Raw genomic sequence first — 17,551 nt, 5'->3', positions numbered from 1 at the left:
CCGTCGCTCCCAGCGGTTCCTGCACAGGATCACGAGGGGCGCTGGTCCACCCACAGGCACCACACCTCCGCACGACGGGGAGCGCCGAGCTGCTTCGCTCTGCACGTGTCCCCGTTCGCCGCTCGCTGTTGCCTCGTCGGAGCCGCCCTCCTGCTCGCGGCCCTCGGCGTGCTCGGTGACGTACCGGGAACGGCGCGAGTGGTGCTGCTCGTGGCGGCCGCGTGCTGCGGCGGGCTCGACGTGTTGGTCGTCCGGACGGCGCCCTCGGTCGAGACAGGCTCCGCACCCCTGATCGACCCACTCGGTGCGGACCCGTTCGCGACAGCGACGCCTGACGCGGACCCGCTCGCCGCCGGCCCGGTCGACACAGGCCGGCTCGGCGCCGATCCGCTCGGTGCCGGCACGACCGGCGCTGAGCCGGACGGCGCGCACCGACCCAGCGCAGACGAGGCCAGCGCAGACGAGGCCAGCGCAGACGAGGCCAGCGCAGACGAGGCCAGCGCAGACGAGGCCAGCGCGGACCAGCGCGGCGCGGACCGTCTCGAAGCGGCCCCGTTCAGCGATCCCGAGGAGGAGCGGCGACGGGGCGTGATCTCGCTCGGGCGGACGGCCGACGGCCGGCCGGTCCGGGTCTCGACGGGTGCGGACGGCACCTGTCACCTGGTCGTCGTGGGCGTCGGAGCGCTGGCCGATGCGGTGTTCGCCGCGATCGCCACGCAGCTCACCGTGCTCGACGGGAGCGCTCCGGGCGGCACCGCGGTCGAGGTGCGGGAGGCCTTCGGGCCGGGAGTCGGTCGAGGGGCGGTGACCGGAGCGGAGAGCCCCGCGTTGCCGGACGGCACGGCGGTCGCCGTCCGGCTCGAGCCCGACGGGGGACCACTCCTGACCGTCGTCCTCGTGCCGGGCCTCCACCTGCTGCCCAGGCAGTGGGACCACCTCGTCGAGGTCTCGCGGCACGGTTGCCGGGTCCAGGACCGGTCGGGGGCACGCTGGACCACGATCGAGCCGGTGCTGCCCGTCCTGACCGAGGCGGCCGACGCCGGACGGGTCGATGCCGGTCGGGGCCATGCCGGTCTCGCCGGTGCCGGTCGGGTCGAGCCCGGTTGAGTCGGCTCGGACGGATCGCGGCAGACGGGTCGGGGTCCGGAGGCCCGGGGCCGAACACGCGTGGCCGACGCCCGACGGACGCTACCGTTCAGCGCAGACCGGCACCCGCTCGCACCGTGCCGACGGGCACTCCGCCGCCGAGCACCTGCTCGCCGGTCGCCGCCATCACGTCCGCGACACCCGCGGCGTCGACCAGACCGTTCCGTTCGAGGAGCGTGAGCGCCGCGAGCGTGCCCGCACGCTGCGAGCCGTCCAGGGTCTTGACCGCCACGGCCGCTCCACCGGGGAGGCCCATCACCATGACCCCCTCGGCACCGAACTTCGCGAGCACCCGCAGGCGCTCGATCGTCACGGTGTTCGCGCGTCCGACGCCGTCGATCGCCCACGGGTGGTCGAGCACGGCATCGACGAGCGCCGCGGTGTCCTGGTCGGATCGGGCGACGACGCCGGCGAAGCCCCGTGCGAGTCCGCTCAGGGTCAGCGGGAAGACCGGGGCGCCGCAGCCGTCGGTGCCGACGACGTCGACGACCTCGCCCGTGTACTCCTCGACGGTCTCCCGGACGCGCTGCTGGAGCGGGTGCGCCACGTCGAGGTAGCTCGCCTCGTCCCAGCCGTTGACGCGACAGGCGGCGAGCATGCCCGCGTGCTTGCCGGAGCAGTTCATCGCCAGGCGCCGCGGACCCGTCATGGTGCGGGCCGTGGCCCGGTCGAAGGGCAGGTCCGGCGGACACCCGAGGTCGGCCTCCTGGTGGTCGAAGGACTCGAGCATGTGCAGCGCGAGCGCCTGGTGCGCGGCGGTCCCCGCGTGGCTCGCGGTGGTGAGGACGAGTTCCTCGTCACTGAAGGACGCACCGGCGCGGCGGATCGCGAGGGCCTGGAACGGCTTCATCGTCGATCGCGGGTAGATGCTCGCGCCGATGTCGCCCACTGCGTCGAGCACGCTGCCGTCCGCGGCGACGACGACACCGGCACCGATGTGCCGACTCTCGTCGAAACCGTTCCGGTCGAGTACCGCGAGCTCGACGGAGCCCTCGGCGGTGAGAGGATGGCGGTCGGTTCGGACGTCGGGGCTCACCGTCATGTCGTCATCGTAGCGAGCCGACCGCGAGCCGCGAGCCGCCGCGTCGGGCCGGACGACCCGCACGAGCACGCCGGACGACCTACACGAGCACGAAGGAGCGCACCGTGACCGACCACACCTACGAGGTCTCCGTCCGCTGGACCGGTGACCGCGGTACCGGTACGAGCGGGTACCGCGACTACGGGCGCGACCACGACGTGCTCGCCGACGGCAAGGCGGGCATCGCCGGGTCTGCCGATCCCGCGTTCCGCGGTGACCGCGACCGGTGGAACCCGGAGGAACTGGTGCTCGCCGCCCTCACGCAGTGCCACATGATGAGCTACCTGTACGTCGCCGTGCAGCAGGGCTTCACGGTCGTCGACTACGAGGACACCGCCACGGCGTCCCTCGACGTCCACCGGGACGGCACCGGCGAGCTCACCTCCGTGACGCTGCGTCCGGTGGTCACCGTGCTCGAGGCCGACCGCGTGGCCGACGCCGAGGCCGCGCACGCCGAGGCGAACCGGCTCTGCTTCATCGCCCGCTCGGTGGCGTTCCCCGTCCACCACACGCCCGTCACCAAGGTCCGTACGGCAGGATAGGTCCCCGTGAAGCGTCTCCGTCTGCTCCCGATCGCCATCGTCCCCGCCGTCGTGCTGGGACTCGCCGCCTGCTCCGGGAACGGCTCGGGTGACGCCTCGGCATCGCCCAGCGCGTCGGCGAGTGCCACCGCGACGCCCATCTCGTCGTGCCCGGAGTCGGGGTCCGCCTCGAAGTCGATCGAGGTCAGCGGGGCCGTCGGCGGCGACCAGGCACCGGAGGTGACGTTCGACAAGGGCATCAGCGCGAAGGAGCCGCAGGCGACCACCCTCGTCGAGGGCTCCGGCAAGGCCCTCGAGGACGGCGAGTTCGCCCAGGTCTCCTACGCCGTCTACAAGGCGTCGGACGCGTCGAAGCTCGGCGCGGTCGGCTTCGACCAGGGCAACCCGCAGGTGCTGTCGGTCGGCGGCACCGGCTTCGGCGCCCTCCTCGCGTGCACGAAGGTCGGCGACCGGGTCGCGGCCGTCGGTCAGTCCGCGTCGCTCGGTTTCACGACCGGCGGCGAGATCGTCGTGGTCGCCGACGTCATCGCCCAGACGCCGACCAAGGCGACCGGCACCCCGCAGCAGCAGGACCCCTCGCTGCCGACCGTGCAGGACAAGGCCGACGGCGAGCCCGAGATCACCATCCCGTCCGGTGCGAAGGCGCCCTCGAAGACCGAGGTCGAGGTGCTCAAGCAGGGCGACGGCGAGACGATCGCGAACGGCGACACCGCGCTGGTGCAGTACAAGGGCGTCCAGCTCGACGGCGGCAAGGAGTTCGACTCGTCCTGGTCGAAGGGCACCCCGACGACCTTCACCGTCTCCGAGAGCTCCCTCATCAAGGGCTTCGTGACCGGACTCGTCGGCCAGAAGGTCGGCTCGCAGGTGCTCATCGTCACCACGCCGGAGGACGCCTACGGCGCCAACCCGCCCGAGGGCTCGGGAATCCCGAAGGACGCGTCGCTCGTCTTCGTCGTCGACATCCTCGCCAAGGGCTGACCCGTGGACCGGCGCCGCATCGTCGTCCTCGGGAGCACCGGGTCCATCGGCACCCAGGCGCTGGACGTCGTCGCCCGGAACCCCGACCGCTTCGACGTCGTCGGCCTGACCGCCGACACGAACCGCGAGCTGGTCGCCGAGCAGGCCTCGCGGTTCGGGGTCCGGGACACGGCGTTCGGGGCCGAGGACGCGGAGCGGCTCGTCCGGAGCGTCGAGGCCGACGTGGTGCTCAACGGCATCACCGGCTCGGTCGGCCTCGGCCCCACGCTCGCCGCGCTGGAGTCCGGTGCCACGCTCGCCCTGGCGAACAAGGAGAGCCTCATCGTCGGCGGCCCGCTCGTGCAGCGGGCCGCAGCCCCGGGGCAGATCGTGCCCGTCGACAGCGAGCACTCCGCGATCGCGCAGGCGCTGCGGTCCGGCTCCGGCGCCGAGGTCCGTCGACTCGTCCTCACCGCGAGCGGTGGTCCGTTCCGCGGGCTCGGACGCGCCGACCTCCTGGACGTCACGCCGGCACAGGCGCTCGCGCACCCGACGTGGGACATGGGCCTCGTCGTCACGACCAACTCCGCGACGCTGGTCAACAAGGGGCTCGAGGTCATCGAGGCGCACCTGCTGTTCGACGTGCCCTACGACCGCATCGACGTGACCGTGCACGCGCAGTCGATCGTCCACTCGATGGTCGAGTTCGTCGACGGATCGACGATCGCCCAGGCTTCCCCGCCCGACATGCGGCTGCCGATCGCGCTCGGCCTCGCCTGGCCGGAGCGGGTCCCCGGCGTCGGGGTGCCGCTCGACTGGACGACGGCGAGCACCTGGACGTTCGAACCGCTCGACACCGACGCGTTCGGCGCGGTCGACCTCGCGAAGCACGTGGGCGTCCTCGGCGGCACGTTCCCGGCGGTCTTCAACGCGGCGAACGAACAGGCCGTCGCCGCGTTCCACGCCGGTACGATCGGCTTCCTCGACATCGTGGACACCGTCCGACGCGTCGTCGACCAGCACACCGCGGGGGAGTCGTCCCTCGAGGGCGTGCTCGCCGCCGAGCGCTGGGCGCGCGCCACGGCGGACCGCCTGCTGGCCCGCTGACGCGACCGGGCGTGGCGAGCCCGCCACGCGGACCGGTGACGGACGCGTCTGCGGTGATCCGTGCCTCCAGGCCGGCCGGGAGGCTGGGCCCACGCCGCCGGTTCCGGGGCGACGCGCCAGCGGCGGTCCGGCCGTGCCGGTGGGGAGGCAGACCTCCCAGGGCGCGCTCGGCTCCGTCATGGGCATGGTCCCGTACCCTCTGACGGTGACCGTCGAATCCGTGCTCCTCTTCGTCCTCGGCGTGGTCGTCTTCATCATCGGCCTGCTGGTCTCGATCGGACTCCACGAACTCGGACACCTGTCGTTCTCGAAGCTCTTCGGCGTCAAGGTGACGCAGTACTCGCTCGGGTTCGGCAAGGCCATCTGGTCGTTCCGCCGGGGCGAGACCGAGTACGGCATCCGACCGATCCTGCTCGGCGGCTACATCTCGATGGTCGGCATGCTCAAGCCCCGCGCCTCGGGTCGTCAGCGCGGGATCACGAACACCGGCATGTACGGCGCGTTCGTGCAGGACGCCCGCCAGGCGAGCGCGGAACAGATCGCGGACGCCGGCGGCGACGACGCTCGGGCGTTCTACCGCCTGACCCCGTGGAAGCGCATCATCGTCATGATCGCCGGACCCGCGATGAACCTGGTGATCGGCATCGTGCTGTTCGGTGTGCTGCTCTGCGGCTTCGGCGCTCCGACGACCACCTTCACGTCGAGCGTCGACTGCGTCCTTCCGACCAGCCAGTCGACCGCCTGCGCTCCCGGCGACGGAGCGTCCCCCGCGAAGGAGGCGGGCATCCGCGACGGCGACGTCGTGCTCGCGGTGAACGGCACGCAGGACCCCAGCATCGCCGAGGTCTCCCGGGTCTTCCAGCGGTCGGCGGGCGAGACGGTGACCGTCGTCGTCGAGCGCGACGGCCAGCGGAGGACGCTCGAGGTCACGCCGCAGCTCGCGACGCGCGACGTGGTCACGGACCGGGGCACCGTGGCGAAGAACGCGGACGGCACCACGAAGACCCAGCGCGTCGGCGTCGTCGGCGTGAGCATCGGGCAGTCGCTCGTGCGGCAGTCGCCCGCCGCCGTGCTGCCTGCGACCGGTGCACAGATCGCCGCGTCCGCGCACCTCATCATCGACCTGCCGCAGCGCCTGGTCGCCGTGTGGAACGCCGCGTTCGGCGCCCAGGAGCGGTCGCAGGACAGCCCGGTGTCGGTCGTCGGCGTCGGGCGCGCCATCGGCGAGGTCTCCTCGATGAGCGGTGTGCCGGTCGTCGACAAGGCCTACACGATCCTCGGGCTCCTCGCCTCGCTGAACATCGGCCTGTTCGTGCTCAACATGGTCCCGCTGCTGCCGCTCGACGGCGGGCACATCGCCGGAGCCCTGTGGGAGGCCGTGAAACGCCGCGCGTACAAGCTCGCGGGCAAGCCCGACCCGGGTGCGATCGACCTCGCGAAGTCGATGCCGCTCACGATGGTCGTCGTGGTCCTGCTCGCGGGGATGAGTGCGCTGCTCATCTACGCCGACCTCGTGCGCCCGGTGGACCTGTTCGGGTAGCGCGGACCGCTCGCGCGCACCGGCCCCGCCGCCCAGTACGCTCGGCGCATGAGCACCGCTGGTGAGGTCCGCGCCGTCGAGCGCCAGGGCATCGACGTCATCGCCGAGTCCGACCGCAAGGGTCGCCCGCGTGGCCTGTTCTGGCCGTGGTTCGCGGCCAACGTCTCGGTGCTCGGGCTGAGCTACGGGTCGTTCGTGCTCGGTTTCGGCATCTCGCTCGCGCAGGCAACGATCGTCTCCGTCGTGGGCGTCGCGTTCTCGTTCCTGCTCTGCGGCGTCGTCGCGATCGCCGGCAAGCGCGGATCCGCGCCGACGATGGTGCTCAGCCGCGCGGCCTTCGGAGTCCGCGGCAACCGCCTGCCGTCGTTCCTCAGCTGGGTGCTCACGGTCGGGTGGGAGACCGCGTTGGCCTCCCTCGCCGTGCTCGCCACGTCGACGGTGTTCCGCGAGCTCGGCTGGGACGACGGCGTCGTGACGAAGCTCGTCGCCCTGGTCGTGGTCGCCGCGCTCGTCGTCGGCGCGGGCATCGCCGGCTTCGACGTCATCATGCGGCTGCAGACCGTCATCACGGTCGTCACCGCGGTGCTCACCGTCGTCTACGTCGTCCTCGCGGTGCCGTCGATCGACCTCGGTACGCTCGGTGCCCTCCCCACGGGCAGCGCGCAGAACGTCATCGGCGCGCTGGTGCTCGTGATGACCGGTTTCGGGCTCGGCTGGGTGAACGCGGCGGCGGACTACTCGCGGTACCTGCCGCGGACGTCCTCGACGGGCGGTGTGGTGTGGTGGACGACCTTCGGCGGCGCCCTCGCCCCCGCGGTCCTCGTCGTCGTCGGCGTCCTGCTCGCCGGATCGTCGGAGGACCTGGACGGCGCGATCAGCGCCGACCCGATCGGCGCGCTCACGACGATCCTGCCGGTCTGGTTCCTCGTCCCCTTCGCCCTCGTCGCGATCCTCGGGCTCGTCGGCGGTGCGGTGCTGGACATCTACTCGTCCGGACTCGCGCTGCTGAGCGCCGGCGTCCGCATCCCGCGCCCGGTGGCAGCGGGGGTGGACGGCGTCTTCATGGTGGCAGGCGCCGTGTACGTGGTCTTCTTCGCGAAGGACTTCATCTCGCCCTTCCAGGCGTTCCTCGTCACCCTGGGCGTGCCGATCGCCGCGTGGGCAGGGGTCTTCGTGGCCGACGTCCTGCTGCGTCGCCGTGCGTACGCCGACGCCGAGCTCGACGACGTCCGTGGACGCTACGGCGACGTGCGGTGGCCGGCGATCGGGCTCGTCGCGCTCGGCACGGCGCTCGGCTGGGGTCTCGTCACGAACACGTACGGTGTGCCGTCCTGGCTCAACTGGCAGGGGTACCTGCTCGGCCCGTTCGGTCTCGGCGGTCGCGAGGGCGCGTGGGCGTACGCGAACCTCGGTGTCCTCGTCGCCCTGGTCGTCGGGTTCGCGGGCACGCTCCTCACGGCGCGTGGAGCGGTCCGGCGGCAGGAGCGCCTCCCGGTGTCCGTCGCCGAGCCTGCCGTCGACGCCCGTCGGGAGCCGACCGCGTGAGCGTCACGGTACCGGCCGACGCCTGGCTCGTGGCGATCGACCTGCAGGAGGTCTTCACCGGCGACAGCCCGTGGGCGACGCCCCGCTACGACGACGCCGCGGCCGGGACGGAACGGCTGCTGCCGCGGTTCGCCGGACGGACCGTGTTCACACGCTTCGTCGCGCCGGAGCGCCCGCAGGGCGCCTGGGTGCCCTACTACCGCGAGTGGCCCTTCGCCCTGGTCCCGGACGGTGATCCCCTGTACGACCTGACGGCTCCCTTCGCGGCCACCGCGGCGGACCACGGCGCCCCCGTCGTCACCGAGCCGACCTTCGGCAAGTGGGGGACGAGCCTCCGGGCCGTCGTCGGGGACCACCCGCACCTGGTGCTCACCGGGGTCTCCACCGACTGCTGCGTCATCACGACCGCCCTCGCTGCGGCGGACGCCGGGGTGACCGTCACGGTCGTCGCGGACGCCTGCGCCGGGGCGAGTGACGAGGACCACGAGCGGGCGCTCGCGCTCATGCGGCTCTACGCCCCGCTCATCACGGTGGTGGACCGCGGGTCGGACCTGGTCGCCGGCCAGGTGTGACGTCACCCGGAGCGCGTAGAGTCACCCCCGTGCCAGCAGTGAACCTCGGTCTGCCGAAAGTCCCCGAAACCCTGAGCCCGCGTCGGAAGTCGCGCCAGATCCGGGTGGGGAAGGTCCTCGTGGGCGGCGACGCACCGGTCTCCGTGCAGTCGATGACGACGACGCCGACGACGAACATCAACGCGACACTGCAGCAGATCGCCGAGCTGACGGCGTCCGGCTGTGACATCGTCCGCGTTGCCGTGCCGAGCCAGGACGACGCGGACGCGCTGCCGATCATCGCGAAGAAGTCGCAGATCCCGGTCATCGCCGACATCCACTTCCAGCCGAAGTACGTCTTCCAGGCCATCGACGCCGGGTGCGCCGCCGTCCGCGTGAACCCGGGCAACATCCGGAAGTTCGACGACCAGGTCGGTGCGATCGCCAAGGCCGCGAAGGACGCCGGCGTCTCGCTCCGCATCGGCGTCAACGCGGGGTCGCTCGAGCCGAGCCTGCTGCAGAAGTACGGCAAGGCCACGCCCGAGGCGCTCGTCGAGTCGGCCGTCTGGGAGGCGTCGCTGTTCGAGGAGCACGACTTCCACGACTTCAAGATCTCGGTCAAGCACAACGACCCGATCGTCATGGTCAAGGCCTACCGGCAGCTCGCCGCGGCGGGGGACTGGCCCCTGCACCTCGGTGTCACCGAGGCCGGGCCGGAGTTCCAGGGCACCATCAAGAGCGCGACCGCGTTCGGCATCCTGCTCGCCGAGGGGATCGGTGACACCATCCGCGTCTCCCTCTCGGCACCGCCCGCGCAGGAGGTGAAGGTCGGCCTGCAGATCCTGCAGTCGCTCAACCTGCGCGAGCGCAAGCTCGAGATCGTCTCGTGCCCGAGCTGCGGTCGCGCGCAGGTCGACGTCTACCAGCTGGCCAACGACGTCACGAAGGGGCTCGAGGGCATGACCGTCCCCCTGCGCGTCGCCGTCATGGGTTGCGTCGTGAACGGCCCGGGCGAGGCCCGCGAGGCCGACCTCGGCGTCGCCTCCGGCAACGGCAAGGGGCAGATCTTCGTGAAGGGCCAGGTCATCAAGACCGTGCCGGAGCGCGAGATCGTGCAGACGCTCATCGAGGAGGCGAACCGCATCGCCGACGAGATGGGTCCCGAGGCGGCCACCGGCACCCCGCAGGTGATCACCACCACCTGAGCCGTCGCGTCCGGCGACACCAGCAGGCGGACGGGAGGCGCGGTGCCGGCGTGCGCCGCGCCTCCCGTCCGTGGTCAGGCGACCCGAACGCGCCGGTAGGCTTGCGTCCGTGGTCACACGGCTCTCCCATCTCTTCCTCCGCACGCTCCGCGACGACCCCTCCGACGCCGAGGTCACGAGCCACAAGCTGCTCGTCCGCGCCGGGTACGTCCGTCGCCAGTCCCCGGGCATCTTCGCGTGGCTGCCGCTCGGCCTGCGGGTGCGGCACAAGATCGAGGACATCATCCGCGAGGAGATGGTCGCAGCCGGCGCGCAGGAGGTCCTGCTGCCCGCGCTCCTGCCCCGCGAGCCCTACGAGGCGACCAACCGCTGGACCGAGTACGGCGACGGCATGTTCCGGCTGCAGGACCGCAAGGGTTCCGACTACCTGCTCGCACCGACGCACGAGGAGATGTTCGCCCTCCTCGTGAAGGACCTGTACGGCTCGTACAAGGACCTCCCCGTCACGCTGTTCCAGATCCAGGACAAGTACCGCGACGAGGCCCGACCGCGCGCCGGTCTGCTGCGCGGCCGCGAGTTCACGATGAAGGACGCGTACTCGTTCGACCTCACCGACGAGGGGCTCGAGCGCAGCTACCAGGTGATGCGCGACGCGTACGAGGCGATCTTCGCGCGCCTGGGCCTGGAGTACGTCATCGTCAAGGCCGACGCCGGTGCGATGGGCGGCTCGAAGTCCGAGGAGTTCCTGCACCCGATCGGTGTCGGGGAGGACACCTTCGTCCGCAGCGCGGGCGGCTACGCGGCCAACGTCGAGGCGTACGTCACGCCGGTGCCCGACGCCCTGCCGATCGCGGGCCAGCCCGAGCCCGTGCTCCTGCCCGCCGCCGACACCCCGACGATCGACACGCTCGTCGCGCACGCCAACGAGGTCGCTCCGCGTGACGGAGCTCCCTGGACCGCCGCGGACACGCTGAAGAACGTCGTGCTGGCGCTCACCCACCTCGACGGCACCCGCGAGGTCGTGGTCGTCGGGCTGCCCGGCGACCGCGAGGTCGACCTGAAGCGCGCCGAGGTCGCCTTCGCGCCGGCCGAGGTCGAGGCCGCGGGTGACGACGACTTCCGGAAGCACCCGGGCGTCTTCGTGAAGGGGTACATCGGGCCGCAGGTCCTCGGTGCCGAGAGCGCGTCCGGCATCCGCTACTTCGTCGACCCGCGCGTGGTCGAGGGCACGAGCTGGATCACCGGCGCGAACGAGCGCGGCGTCCACGTCTCCGGTCTGGTCATGGGCCGCGACTTCACCGCCGACGGCGTCGCCGAGGTGTCCGACGTCCGCGCCGGGGACCCGGCACCCGACGGGTCCGGCCCGCTCGAGACCGCCCGTGGCATGGAGATCGGCCACGTGTTCCAGCTCGGCCGCAAGTACGCCGAGGCGCTCGACCTCAAGGTGCAGGACGAGAACGGCAAGCTCGCCACGGTCACGATGGGCTCGTACGGCATCGGCGTGACGCGCATCATGGCGATCCTCGCCGAGGCGCACAACGACGAGAAGGGCCTCGCCTGGCCGAAGGAGGTCGCCCCGTTCGACGTCCACGTCGTCGCCACGGGCAAGGACCAGGTCGCCTACGACCTCGCGTCGTCGCTCATCGACACCCTCGAGGGCGAGCGCTACGACGTCGTCTACGACGATCGTCCGAAGGTGTCGCCGGGCGTCAAGCTGCGGGACGCCGAGCTGCTCGGCGTGCCGGTGGTCGTCGTCGCCGGCCGGAACGCCGCCGACGGCGTCGTCGAGCTGTGGGACCGCCGCTCGGGCGAGCGGCGCGACGTGCCGGTCGCCGACCTGCTCGAGGCGATCCGCGCGATCTGATCGCAGCTCCACGACGCAACGGGAGGCGCGGTGCCAGCTGGCACCGCGCCTCCCGTTGCGTCTCGCGGTTCTGGGGTACGCTTGACGCCGACTTCCGCGCAGATCCATCCGCGGGAGCGACTCAGCTGAATACGGAGGCACCTCGGTGAAGATCGACCTCGCAGTCCTGCGACTCATGGAGCGCGAGCGGGAGATCCCGTTCGACGAACTCGTCCGCATCATCGAACAGGCCATCCTGACGGCGTACCAGAAGCACCGCGTGGAGAACGACGAGCCCGTCGACGCCCAGGCGCGCGTCGAGCTCGACCGGAAGTCCGGCGAGGTGTCGGTGTACGTCCCGGAGCGCGACGACGAGGGCACCGTCGTCGGCGAGGCCGTCGACCAGCCGAGCGACTTCGGCCGCATCGCCGCCTTCGCCGCGAAGCAGGTCATCAACCAGCGCCTGCGCGACATCGGCGACGACAAGATCCTCGGCCAGTTCCGGGGCAAGGAGGGCGACATCGTCGCCGGCGTCATCCAGCAGGGCCCGAACCCGAAGATGGTGCACGTGGACCTCGGCACGGTCGAGGCGATCCTGCCGCCCGAGGAGCAGGTGCCGGGCGAGGAGTACAAGCACGGCAACCGCATCCGCGTCTACGTCACGAGCGTCGGCCGCGGCGCGAAGGGCCCGCAGATCACCGTGTCCCGCACACACCCGGGCCTGGTCCGGAAGCTGTTCGCCCTCGAGGTGCCGGAGATCGCCTCGGGCGTCGTCGAGATCACCTCGATCGCTCGCGAGGCCGGACACCGCACCAAGCTCGCGGTGAAGGCGAACGAGCCGGGCGTCAACGCGAAGGGCGCCTGCATCGGCGAGCTCGGTGCCCGTGTCCGCGCGGTGACGACGGAGCTCGGGGCCGAGAAGATCGACATCGTCGACTACTCGTCCGACCTGGCGTCCTTCGTCGCGAGCGCGCTGTCGCCGGCGAAGGTGACGAGTGCGTTCGTGCTCGACGCGTCGACGAAGGCCGTCCGTGCCCTCGTGCCGGACTACCAGCTGTCCCTCGCGATCGGCAAGGAGGGGCAGAATGCCCGCCTCGCCGCGAAGCTGACCGGTGCGCGCATCGACATCCAGCCGGATTCGATCCTGGACGGCGACGAGTGATGATCGACATCCAGGCAGCGCCGGTCGGGGGCTCGGTCCTGGACGGCGACGAGTAGGACACGAGCAGTGCCGGGCGGCGACCGTCGCCCGACACCGTTCCGCTGGTGGCGTGACCGGTCCGGGCGCGCCGGATCGCGGTGGTCGGAGGCAAGGAGTATGGTGGTTCCCGTCAGAACATGCATCGGCAGTCGTCGTCGTGCTCCCCGGTCCTCCCTCCTCCGTGTCGTCGCCCTGAGTGACGGTCGCGTCGTGGCGGACCCGAAGGCAGTCATGCCGGGGCGGGGAGCCTGGCTCACCCCGACCGTCGAAGCACATGATCAGGCCGTCAAGCGCAGGGCCTACCGCCGCGCGCTCCGGCTCGACCGTGAACCCGACACGTCAGCGGTACGTGACTACCTCGAGGCGCTCGACGCCGAAGAGCAGGCGCGTCACCGGGACACGACAGAACAGGCTGAACGGCTTATGGACAACTGATGAGCGGCTCGAAATGAGACCCGTCATCCAGTGAGTCCTGCCCCCTTCGCGGGGTGGGACCCGTGAAGGAGAACAGTGGCAAAACCACGCGTACACGAGATCGCATCCGAACTCGGTGTCGACAGCAAGACCGCAATGGAGAAGCTCAAGGAACTCGGCGAGTTCGTCAAGGGCCCGAGCTCCAGTGTGGAACCCCCCGTCGCGCGCAAGCTCCGTGCTGCGCTGCAGGCGGACGGCGCCGCGACGGCGTCGAAGCCCGCGACCCCGAGCGCTCCCGCGAAGACCGCGGCTCCGCGGTCCGGTGCCCCGAAGCCCGGCGGTCCCCGCCCGGGTCCGGCGCGTCCGGCCCCGGCACCGAAGGCCGAGCCCGAGGTGCAGGCGCCAGTCGCCGACGCCCCGACGCCGGCCGCGCCGAAGTCCGTCGCGCAGCGCCAGGCCGAGGCCGAGGCTGCGCAGAAGGCCGCTGCCGCCGAGAAGGCAGCCGGTGGCTCGTCCGAGTCGAAGGGTGACGCCGTCAAGCCCGGCGGCGCGCCGAAGCCCGGCTCCGCAGCCGGCCCGAAGCCCGGCGGCCCCAAGCCGGGTGCCCGTCCGGGTAACAACCCCTACGCGTCGAGCCAGGGCATGGGCTCGCGCCCGCCGCGTCCGGGCAACAACCCGTTCGCGTCGAACCAGGGCATGGGTCAGCGTCCCGCCGGCGGTGCCGGTGGTGGCAACGGCATCCCGCGTCCGGCCCCGCCGCGTCCCGGTGTGCCCCGTCCGGGCGCTCCGCGTCCGGGTGGTCCCGGTCAGGCGAACCGTCCCAACGGCTTCGGGCAGCGCCCGGGCCAGGGTGGCGGTCGTGGCGGTCCCGGCGGTCGTCCGGGTGGTGCCGGTGGTGCCGGTGGTGGCTTCCCGCGTCCGGCCTTCAGCGGCCCGCGTCCCGGCGGTGGCGGTGGCCGTGGTCGTGGCCCCGGCGGCGGTACCGCTGGTGCCTTCGGTCGTGGTGGCGGCAAGAGCCGCGCCCGGAAGTCGAAGCGGACGAAGCGCGCCGAGTACGAGATGCGGCAGGCGCCGTCGCTCGGCGGTGTGCAGGTCCCTCGTGGCGACGGCAACACGGTCGTCCGTCTGCGTCGTGGTGCGAGCATCTCGGACTTCGCGGACAAGATCGACGCGAGCCCCGGCAACCTGGTGACCGTGCTGTTCCACCTCGGTGAGATGGCCACGGCGACCGAGTCGCTGGACGAGGCCACGTTCGAGGTCCTCGGCGAGGAGCTCGGCTACAAGATCCAGATCGTCTCGCCGGAGGACGAGGACCGCGAGCTCCTCGAGGGCTTCGACATCGACATCGACGCCGAGTACGCCGACGAAGACGACTCCGTCCTGCAGCAGCGTCCCCCGGTCGTCACCGTCATGGGTCACGTCGACCACGGCAAGACCCGCCTCCTCGACGCCATCCGCAACTCGAAGGTGGTCGAGGGCGAGGCCGGTGGCATCACGCAGCACATCGGTGCGTACCAGATCGTCACCGAGCACGAGGGCATCGAGCGTCCGATCACGTTCATCGACACCCCGGGTCACGAGGCCTTCACGGCCATGCGTGCCCGCGGTGCGCAGGTGACGGACATCGCGATCCTGGTGGTCGCGGCGGACGACGGCATCATGCCCCAGACAATCGAGGCACTGAACCACGCGCAGTCGGCCGGTGTGCCGATCGTGGTCGCGGTGAACAAGATCGACAAGGAGGGCGCGAACCCGGCGAAGGTCCGGCAGCAGCTCACCGAGTACAACCTGGTGGCCGAGGAGTACGGCGGCGACGTCATGTTCGTCGACGTGTCGGCGCGCAACAACGTCGGCATCCAGGACCTGCTCGACGCGGTGCTGCTCACGGCGGACGCCGGTCTCGACCTGCGTGCGAACCCCGACAAGGACGCCCGCGGTGTCGCGATCGAGGCCCGACTCGACAAGGGTCGCGGTTCCGTGGCGACGGTGCTCATCCAGTCCGGCACGCTGCACGTCGGTGACGCCATCGTGGCGGGCACGGCCTACGGCCGCGTCCGCGCCATGACGGACGAGAACGGTGTGGCGGTCAAGGCCGCGACGCCGAGCCGTCCGGTCCAGGTGCAGGGTCTGTCGTCGGTGCCGCGCGCCGGTGACACCTTCCTGGTCACGGAAGAGGACCGCACGGCCCGCCAGATCGCCGAGAAGCGTGAGGCCGCCGAGCGCAACGCCCAGCTGGCCAAGGCCCGCAAGCGCATCTCGCTCGAGGACTTCACCCGTGCGCTCGAAGAGGGCAAGGTCGACTCGCTCAACCTCATCATCAAGGGTGACGTCTCCGGTGCCGTCGAGGCACTCGAGCAGTCGCTCCTGGACATCGAGGTCGACGACAGCGTCCAGCTCCGCATCCTGCACCGCGGTGTGGGTGCGATCACGGAGTCGGACATCGACCTGGCCACGATCGACAACGCGATCGTCGTCGGCTTCAACGTCCGTCCGGACGTCAAGGCCCGCGAGCGTGCCGCCCGCGAAGGCATCGACGTGCGCTTCTACTCGGTCATCTACAACGCACTCGAGGACATCGAGCAGTCCCTCAAGGGCATGCTCAAGCCCGAGTACGAAGAGGTCCAGTCGGGTGTCGCCGAGATCCGCGAGGTGTTCCGTTCCTCGAAGTTCGGCAACATCGCGGGTGTCATCGTCCGCTCCGGCACGATCACGCGCAACGCCAAGGCGCGCGTCATCCGTGAAGGTGTGGTGCTCGCCGACGGCCTGGCCATCGAGTCGCTGCGTCGCTTCAAGGACGACGTCACCGAGGTCCGCACGGACTTCGAGGCCGGTATCGGTCTGGGCAAGTACAACGACATCCAGATCGGCGACGAGATCGAGACCACCGAGCTCGTCGAGAAGCCGCGCGACTGACGCTGGTTATCCTGGACCCCGCTCCTCCTCCGGGAGGGGCGGGGTCCGTCCCGTTCCACCAGAAGATCCCCTGCCCCAGGAGGCACCCATGGCCGATCCGCAGCGCGCTCGCAAGATGGCGGACCGCATCAAGGAAGTCGTCGCACGGCGGCTCGACAAGGGGCTGCGCGACCCGCGGCTCGGTTTCGTCACCATCACCGACGTCCGTGTGACCGGCGACCTGCAGCACGCGTCGGTCTTCTACACCGTCTACGGTTCGGAGCAGGAGCGCGCCGACTCGGCCGCCGCCCTCAAGGCGGCCACCGGCATGCTCCGCAGCGAGGTCGGCAAGAACATCACCGCCCGGCTCACCCCGTCGCTCGAGTTCATCGCGGACGCGCTGCCGGAGACGTCGGCGCACATGGAGGACCTGCTCGTCCAGGCGCAGCAGCGTGACGCGCAGGTGCGTGCCGCGTCGGCCGGCGCGCAGTACGCCGGTGACGCCGACCCGTACAAGCACGACGACGACGAGGGCGATGACGACGACGTGGAGCGCGAGCCCCGCGCCTGACCGCTGTCGCGCCCTGACGGCCGCCGGACACCACGTGTCCGGCGGCCGTCGGTCGTCAGGCGTCGGGGAGCCGGTAGCCCGTCGCGTCGTCGCCGACGACGAGCCCGTCGCGGAGCAGGGACGCGAGGGCCCGAGCGCGCTGTTCGGCGTCGGGCCAGACCAGGTCGATCTCGTCGCGCGTCACCGGGACGTCGCTCGCACGCAGCTCCGCCATCACCAGGCCGCGCACCTGCCGGTCGCTCCCGGCGAACCGCGCCTGCTTCGGCGCGCGCGGCCCGTCGTGGTCGGGGTAGCCGGCAGCACGCCACGCGCACCGGTCGGCGATCGGACACACGTCGCACGCGGGGGAGCGGGCGACGCACACGAGCGCGCCGAGCTCCATGACCGCGGCGTTCGTCGCGGCCGCGTCGTCGCGGTCCTCCGGGAGCACCGACTCCATGAGCGGCAGGTCGTGCTTCGCCCTCGCGGGTCCCGGCTCGCCGTGGCCGAGCACGGCCCGGGCGAGCACCCGACGGACGTTCACGTCGACGACGGGGTGTCGGTCTCCGTACGCGAAGACCGCCACCGCCCGTGCGGTGTAGTCGCCGATGCCGGGCAGCGCGAGGAGCGCGTCCACGTCCCTCGGCACGACGTTGCCGTGCCGTTCGGCGATGGCGGTCGCCGCTGCGTGCAGCGCGAGTGCGCGTCTCGGGTACCCCAGCCGGTCCCACGCGCGAACCGCCTCGCCCGGAGGCGACGCCGCGAGGTCCGCGGGGGTCGGCCACCGGGTGAGCCACGCCTCCAGTCGGGGGACGACGCGCGCCACCTGTGTCTGCTGGAGCATGATCTCGCTGACGAGCGTGCCCCACGCCGGGAACCCCGGTCGGCGCCACGGCAGGTCGCGCGCCTCGGTGCGGAACCAGGCGACGAGCGGCGTCGCGATGTCCGTCCCGTCGCGATCGGGTCCCTCCACAGCG

General features: G+C 71.6%; 15 protein-coding genes. 13 read left to right on the top strand and 2 right to left on the bottom strand.

All coding sequences use genetic code 11. From position 1 onward, the window contains the following. Nucleotides 1-105: 105 nt before the first annotated feature. A complete protein-coding gene (locus tag DEJ22_RS08545) occupies nt 106-1,107 on the top strand; it encodes a hypothetical protein (protein ID WP_111226165.1) in 1,002 nt (333 codons plus the stop codon). 88 nt (nt 1,108-1,195) lie between these two features. Here DEJ22_RS08545 and DEJ22_RS08540 read toward each other — a convergent pair whose 3' ends face one another. Continuing rightward, complete coding sequence (locus tag DEJ22_RS08540; RefSeq protein ID WP_111226435.1) at nt 1,196-2,188, bottom strand: asparaginase; 993 nt, start codon at nt 2,186-2,188, stop codon at nt 1,196-1,198. Between the two features lie 104 nt (nt 2,189-2,292). Here DEJ22_RS08540 and DEJ22_RS08535 point away from each other — a divergent pair, with 104 nt between their 5' ends. The 12 genes from DEJ22_RS08535 (at nt 2,293) to rbfA (ending at nt 16,595) form a co-directional block, all read left to right on the top strand. Then, the gene (locus DEJ22_RS08535; RefSeq protein WP_111226164.1) at nt 2,293-2,769 is read left to right on the top strand and encodes an OsmC family protein; all 477 of its coding nucleotides are present in this window, start codon (nt 2,293-2,295) and stop codon (nt 2,767-2,769) included. Between the two features lie 6 nt (nt 2,770-2,775). Beyond that, nucleotides 2,776-3,747 carry an FKBP-type peptidyl-prolyl cis-trans isomerase gene (locus DEJ22_RS08530; protein WP_111226163.1) on the top strand — a complete coding sequence of 324 codons (972 nt, stop codon included), beginning with the start codon at nt 2,776-2,778 and terminating at the stop codon, nt 3,745-3,747. Between the two features lie 3 nt (nt 3,748-3,750). Further along, nucleotides 3,751-4,833 (top strand): 1-deoxy-D-xylulose-5-phosphate reductoisomerase, encoded by a 1,083-nt coding sequence (gene dxr / locus DEJ22_RS08525; RefSeq protein ID WP_111226162.1) that lies wholly within the window; start codon nt 3,751-3,753, stop codon nt 4,831-4,833. Nucleotides 4,834-5,038: 205 nt separating this feature from the next. Then, nucleotides 5,039-6,373, top strand: coding sequence for a M50 family metallopeptidase (locus tag DEJ22_RS08520; RefSeq protein ID WP_258379533.1), 1,335 nt, complete (start codon nt 5,039-5,041; stop codon nt 6,371-6,373). Between the two features lie 48 nt (nt 6,374-6,421). Then, the gene (locus tag DEJ22_RS08515) at nt 6,422-7,918 is read left to right on the top strand and encodes a purine-cytosine permease family protein (RefSeq protein WP_111226161.1); all 1,497 of its coding nucleotides are present in this window, start codon (nt 6,422-6,424) and stop codon (nt 7,916-7,918) included. Beyond that, nucleotides 7,915-8,490: a cysteine hydrolase family protein gene (locus DEJ22_RS08510; protein WP_111226160.1), complete on the top strand. Its 576-nt coding sequence runs from the start codon at nt 7,915-7,917 to the stop codon at nt 8,488-8,490. Before DEJ22_RS08515 ends, DEJ22_RS08510 begins: the two co-directional genes overlap by 4 nt. Before the next feature lie 50 nt (nt 8,491-8,540). Next, nucleotides 8,541-9,674 (top strand): flavodoxin-dependent (E)-4-hydroxy-3-methylbut-2-enyl-diphosphate synthase, encoded by a 1,134-nt coding sequence (ispG, locus tag DEJ22_RS08505; RefSeq protein WP_111226433.1) that lies wholly within the window; start codon nt 8,541-8,543, stop codon nt 9,672-9,674. A 109-nt stretch (nt 9,675-9,783) separates the two neighbouring features. Next, nucleotides 9,784-11,538: a proline--tRNA ligase gene (locus DEJ22_RS08500; protein WP_111226159.1), complete on the top strand. Its 1,755-nt coding sequence runs from the start codon at nt 9,784-9,786 to the stop codon at nt 11,536-11,538. Nucleotides 11,539-11,683: 145 nt separating this feature from the next. Then, nucleotides 11,684-12,679: a transcription termination factor NusA gene (nusA, locus tag DEJ22_RS08495; protein ID WP_111226158.1), complete on the top strand. Its 996-nt coding sequence runs from the start codon at nt 11,684-11,686 to the stop codon at nt 12,677-12,679. A 156-nt stretch (nt 12,680-12,835) separates the two neighbouring features. After that, entirely contained in the window at nt 12,836-13,153 is a 318-nt protein-coding gene (locus tag DEJ22_RS08490; protein WP_111226157.1) for a YlxR family protein, read from the top strand. A 75-nt stretch (nt 13,154-13,228) separates the two neighbouring features. Beyond that, entirely contained in the window at nt 13,229-16,045 is a 2,817-nt protein-coding gene (infB, locus tag DEJ22_RS08485; RefSeq protein WP_111226156.1) for a translation initiation factor IF-2, read from the top strand. An 88-nt stretch (nt 16,046-16,133) separates the two neighbouring features. Continuing rightward, nucleotides 16,134-16,595, top strand: coding sequence for a 30S ribosome-binding factor RbfA (rbfA, locus tag DEJ22_RS08480; RefSeq protein ID WP_111226155.1), 462 nt, complete (start codon nt 16,134-16,136; stop codon nt 16,593-16,595). A gap of 55 nt (nt 16,596-16,650) precedes the next feature. On the opposite strand, the gene DEJ22_RS08475 is transcribed toward rbfA, so the two are convergent. Further along, nucleotides 16,651-17,547 carry an iron-sulfur binding domain-containing protein gene (locus DEJ22_RS08475; RefSeq protein WP_111226154.1) on the bottom strand — a complete coding sequence of 299 codons (897 nt, stop codon included), beginning with the start codon at nt 17,545-17,547 and terminating at the stop codon, nt 16,651-16,653. Nucleotides 17,548-17,551: the final 4 nt, after the last annotated feature.

The organism is Curtobacterium sp. MCSS17_007, assembly GCF_003234175.2.
Taxonomy (GTDB): Bacteria; Actinomycetota; Actinomycetes; order Actinomycetales; family Microbacteriaceae; genus Curtobacterium.
Note: the sequence above shows the minus strand (reverse complement) of the source record. Positions and strands in the feature narration are given on the sequence as shown.

Excerpts from the sequence above, each read along its gene's own strand:
- DEJ22_RS08540 (WP_111226435.1), bottom strand. The coding sequence starts at position 2,188 with ATGACGGTGAGCCCCGACGTCCGAACCGACCGCCATCCTCTCACCGCC.
- DEJ22_RS08490 (WP_111226157.1), top strand. The coding sequence starts at position 12,836 with ATGGTGGTTCCCGTCAGAACATGCATCGGCAGTCGTCGTCGTGCTCCC.
- rbfA (WP_111226155.1), top strand. The coding sequence starts at position 16,134 with ATGGCCGATCCGCAGCGCGCTCGCAAGATGGCGGACCGCATCAAGGAA.
- DEJ22_RS08515 (WP_111226161.1), top strand. The coding sequence starts at position 6,422 with ATGAGCACCGCTGGTGAGGTCCGCGCCGTCGAGCGCCAGGGCATCGAC.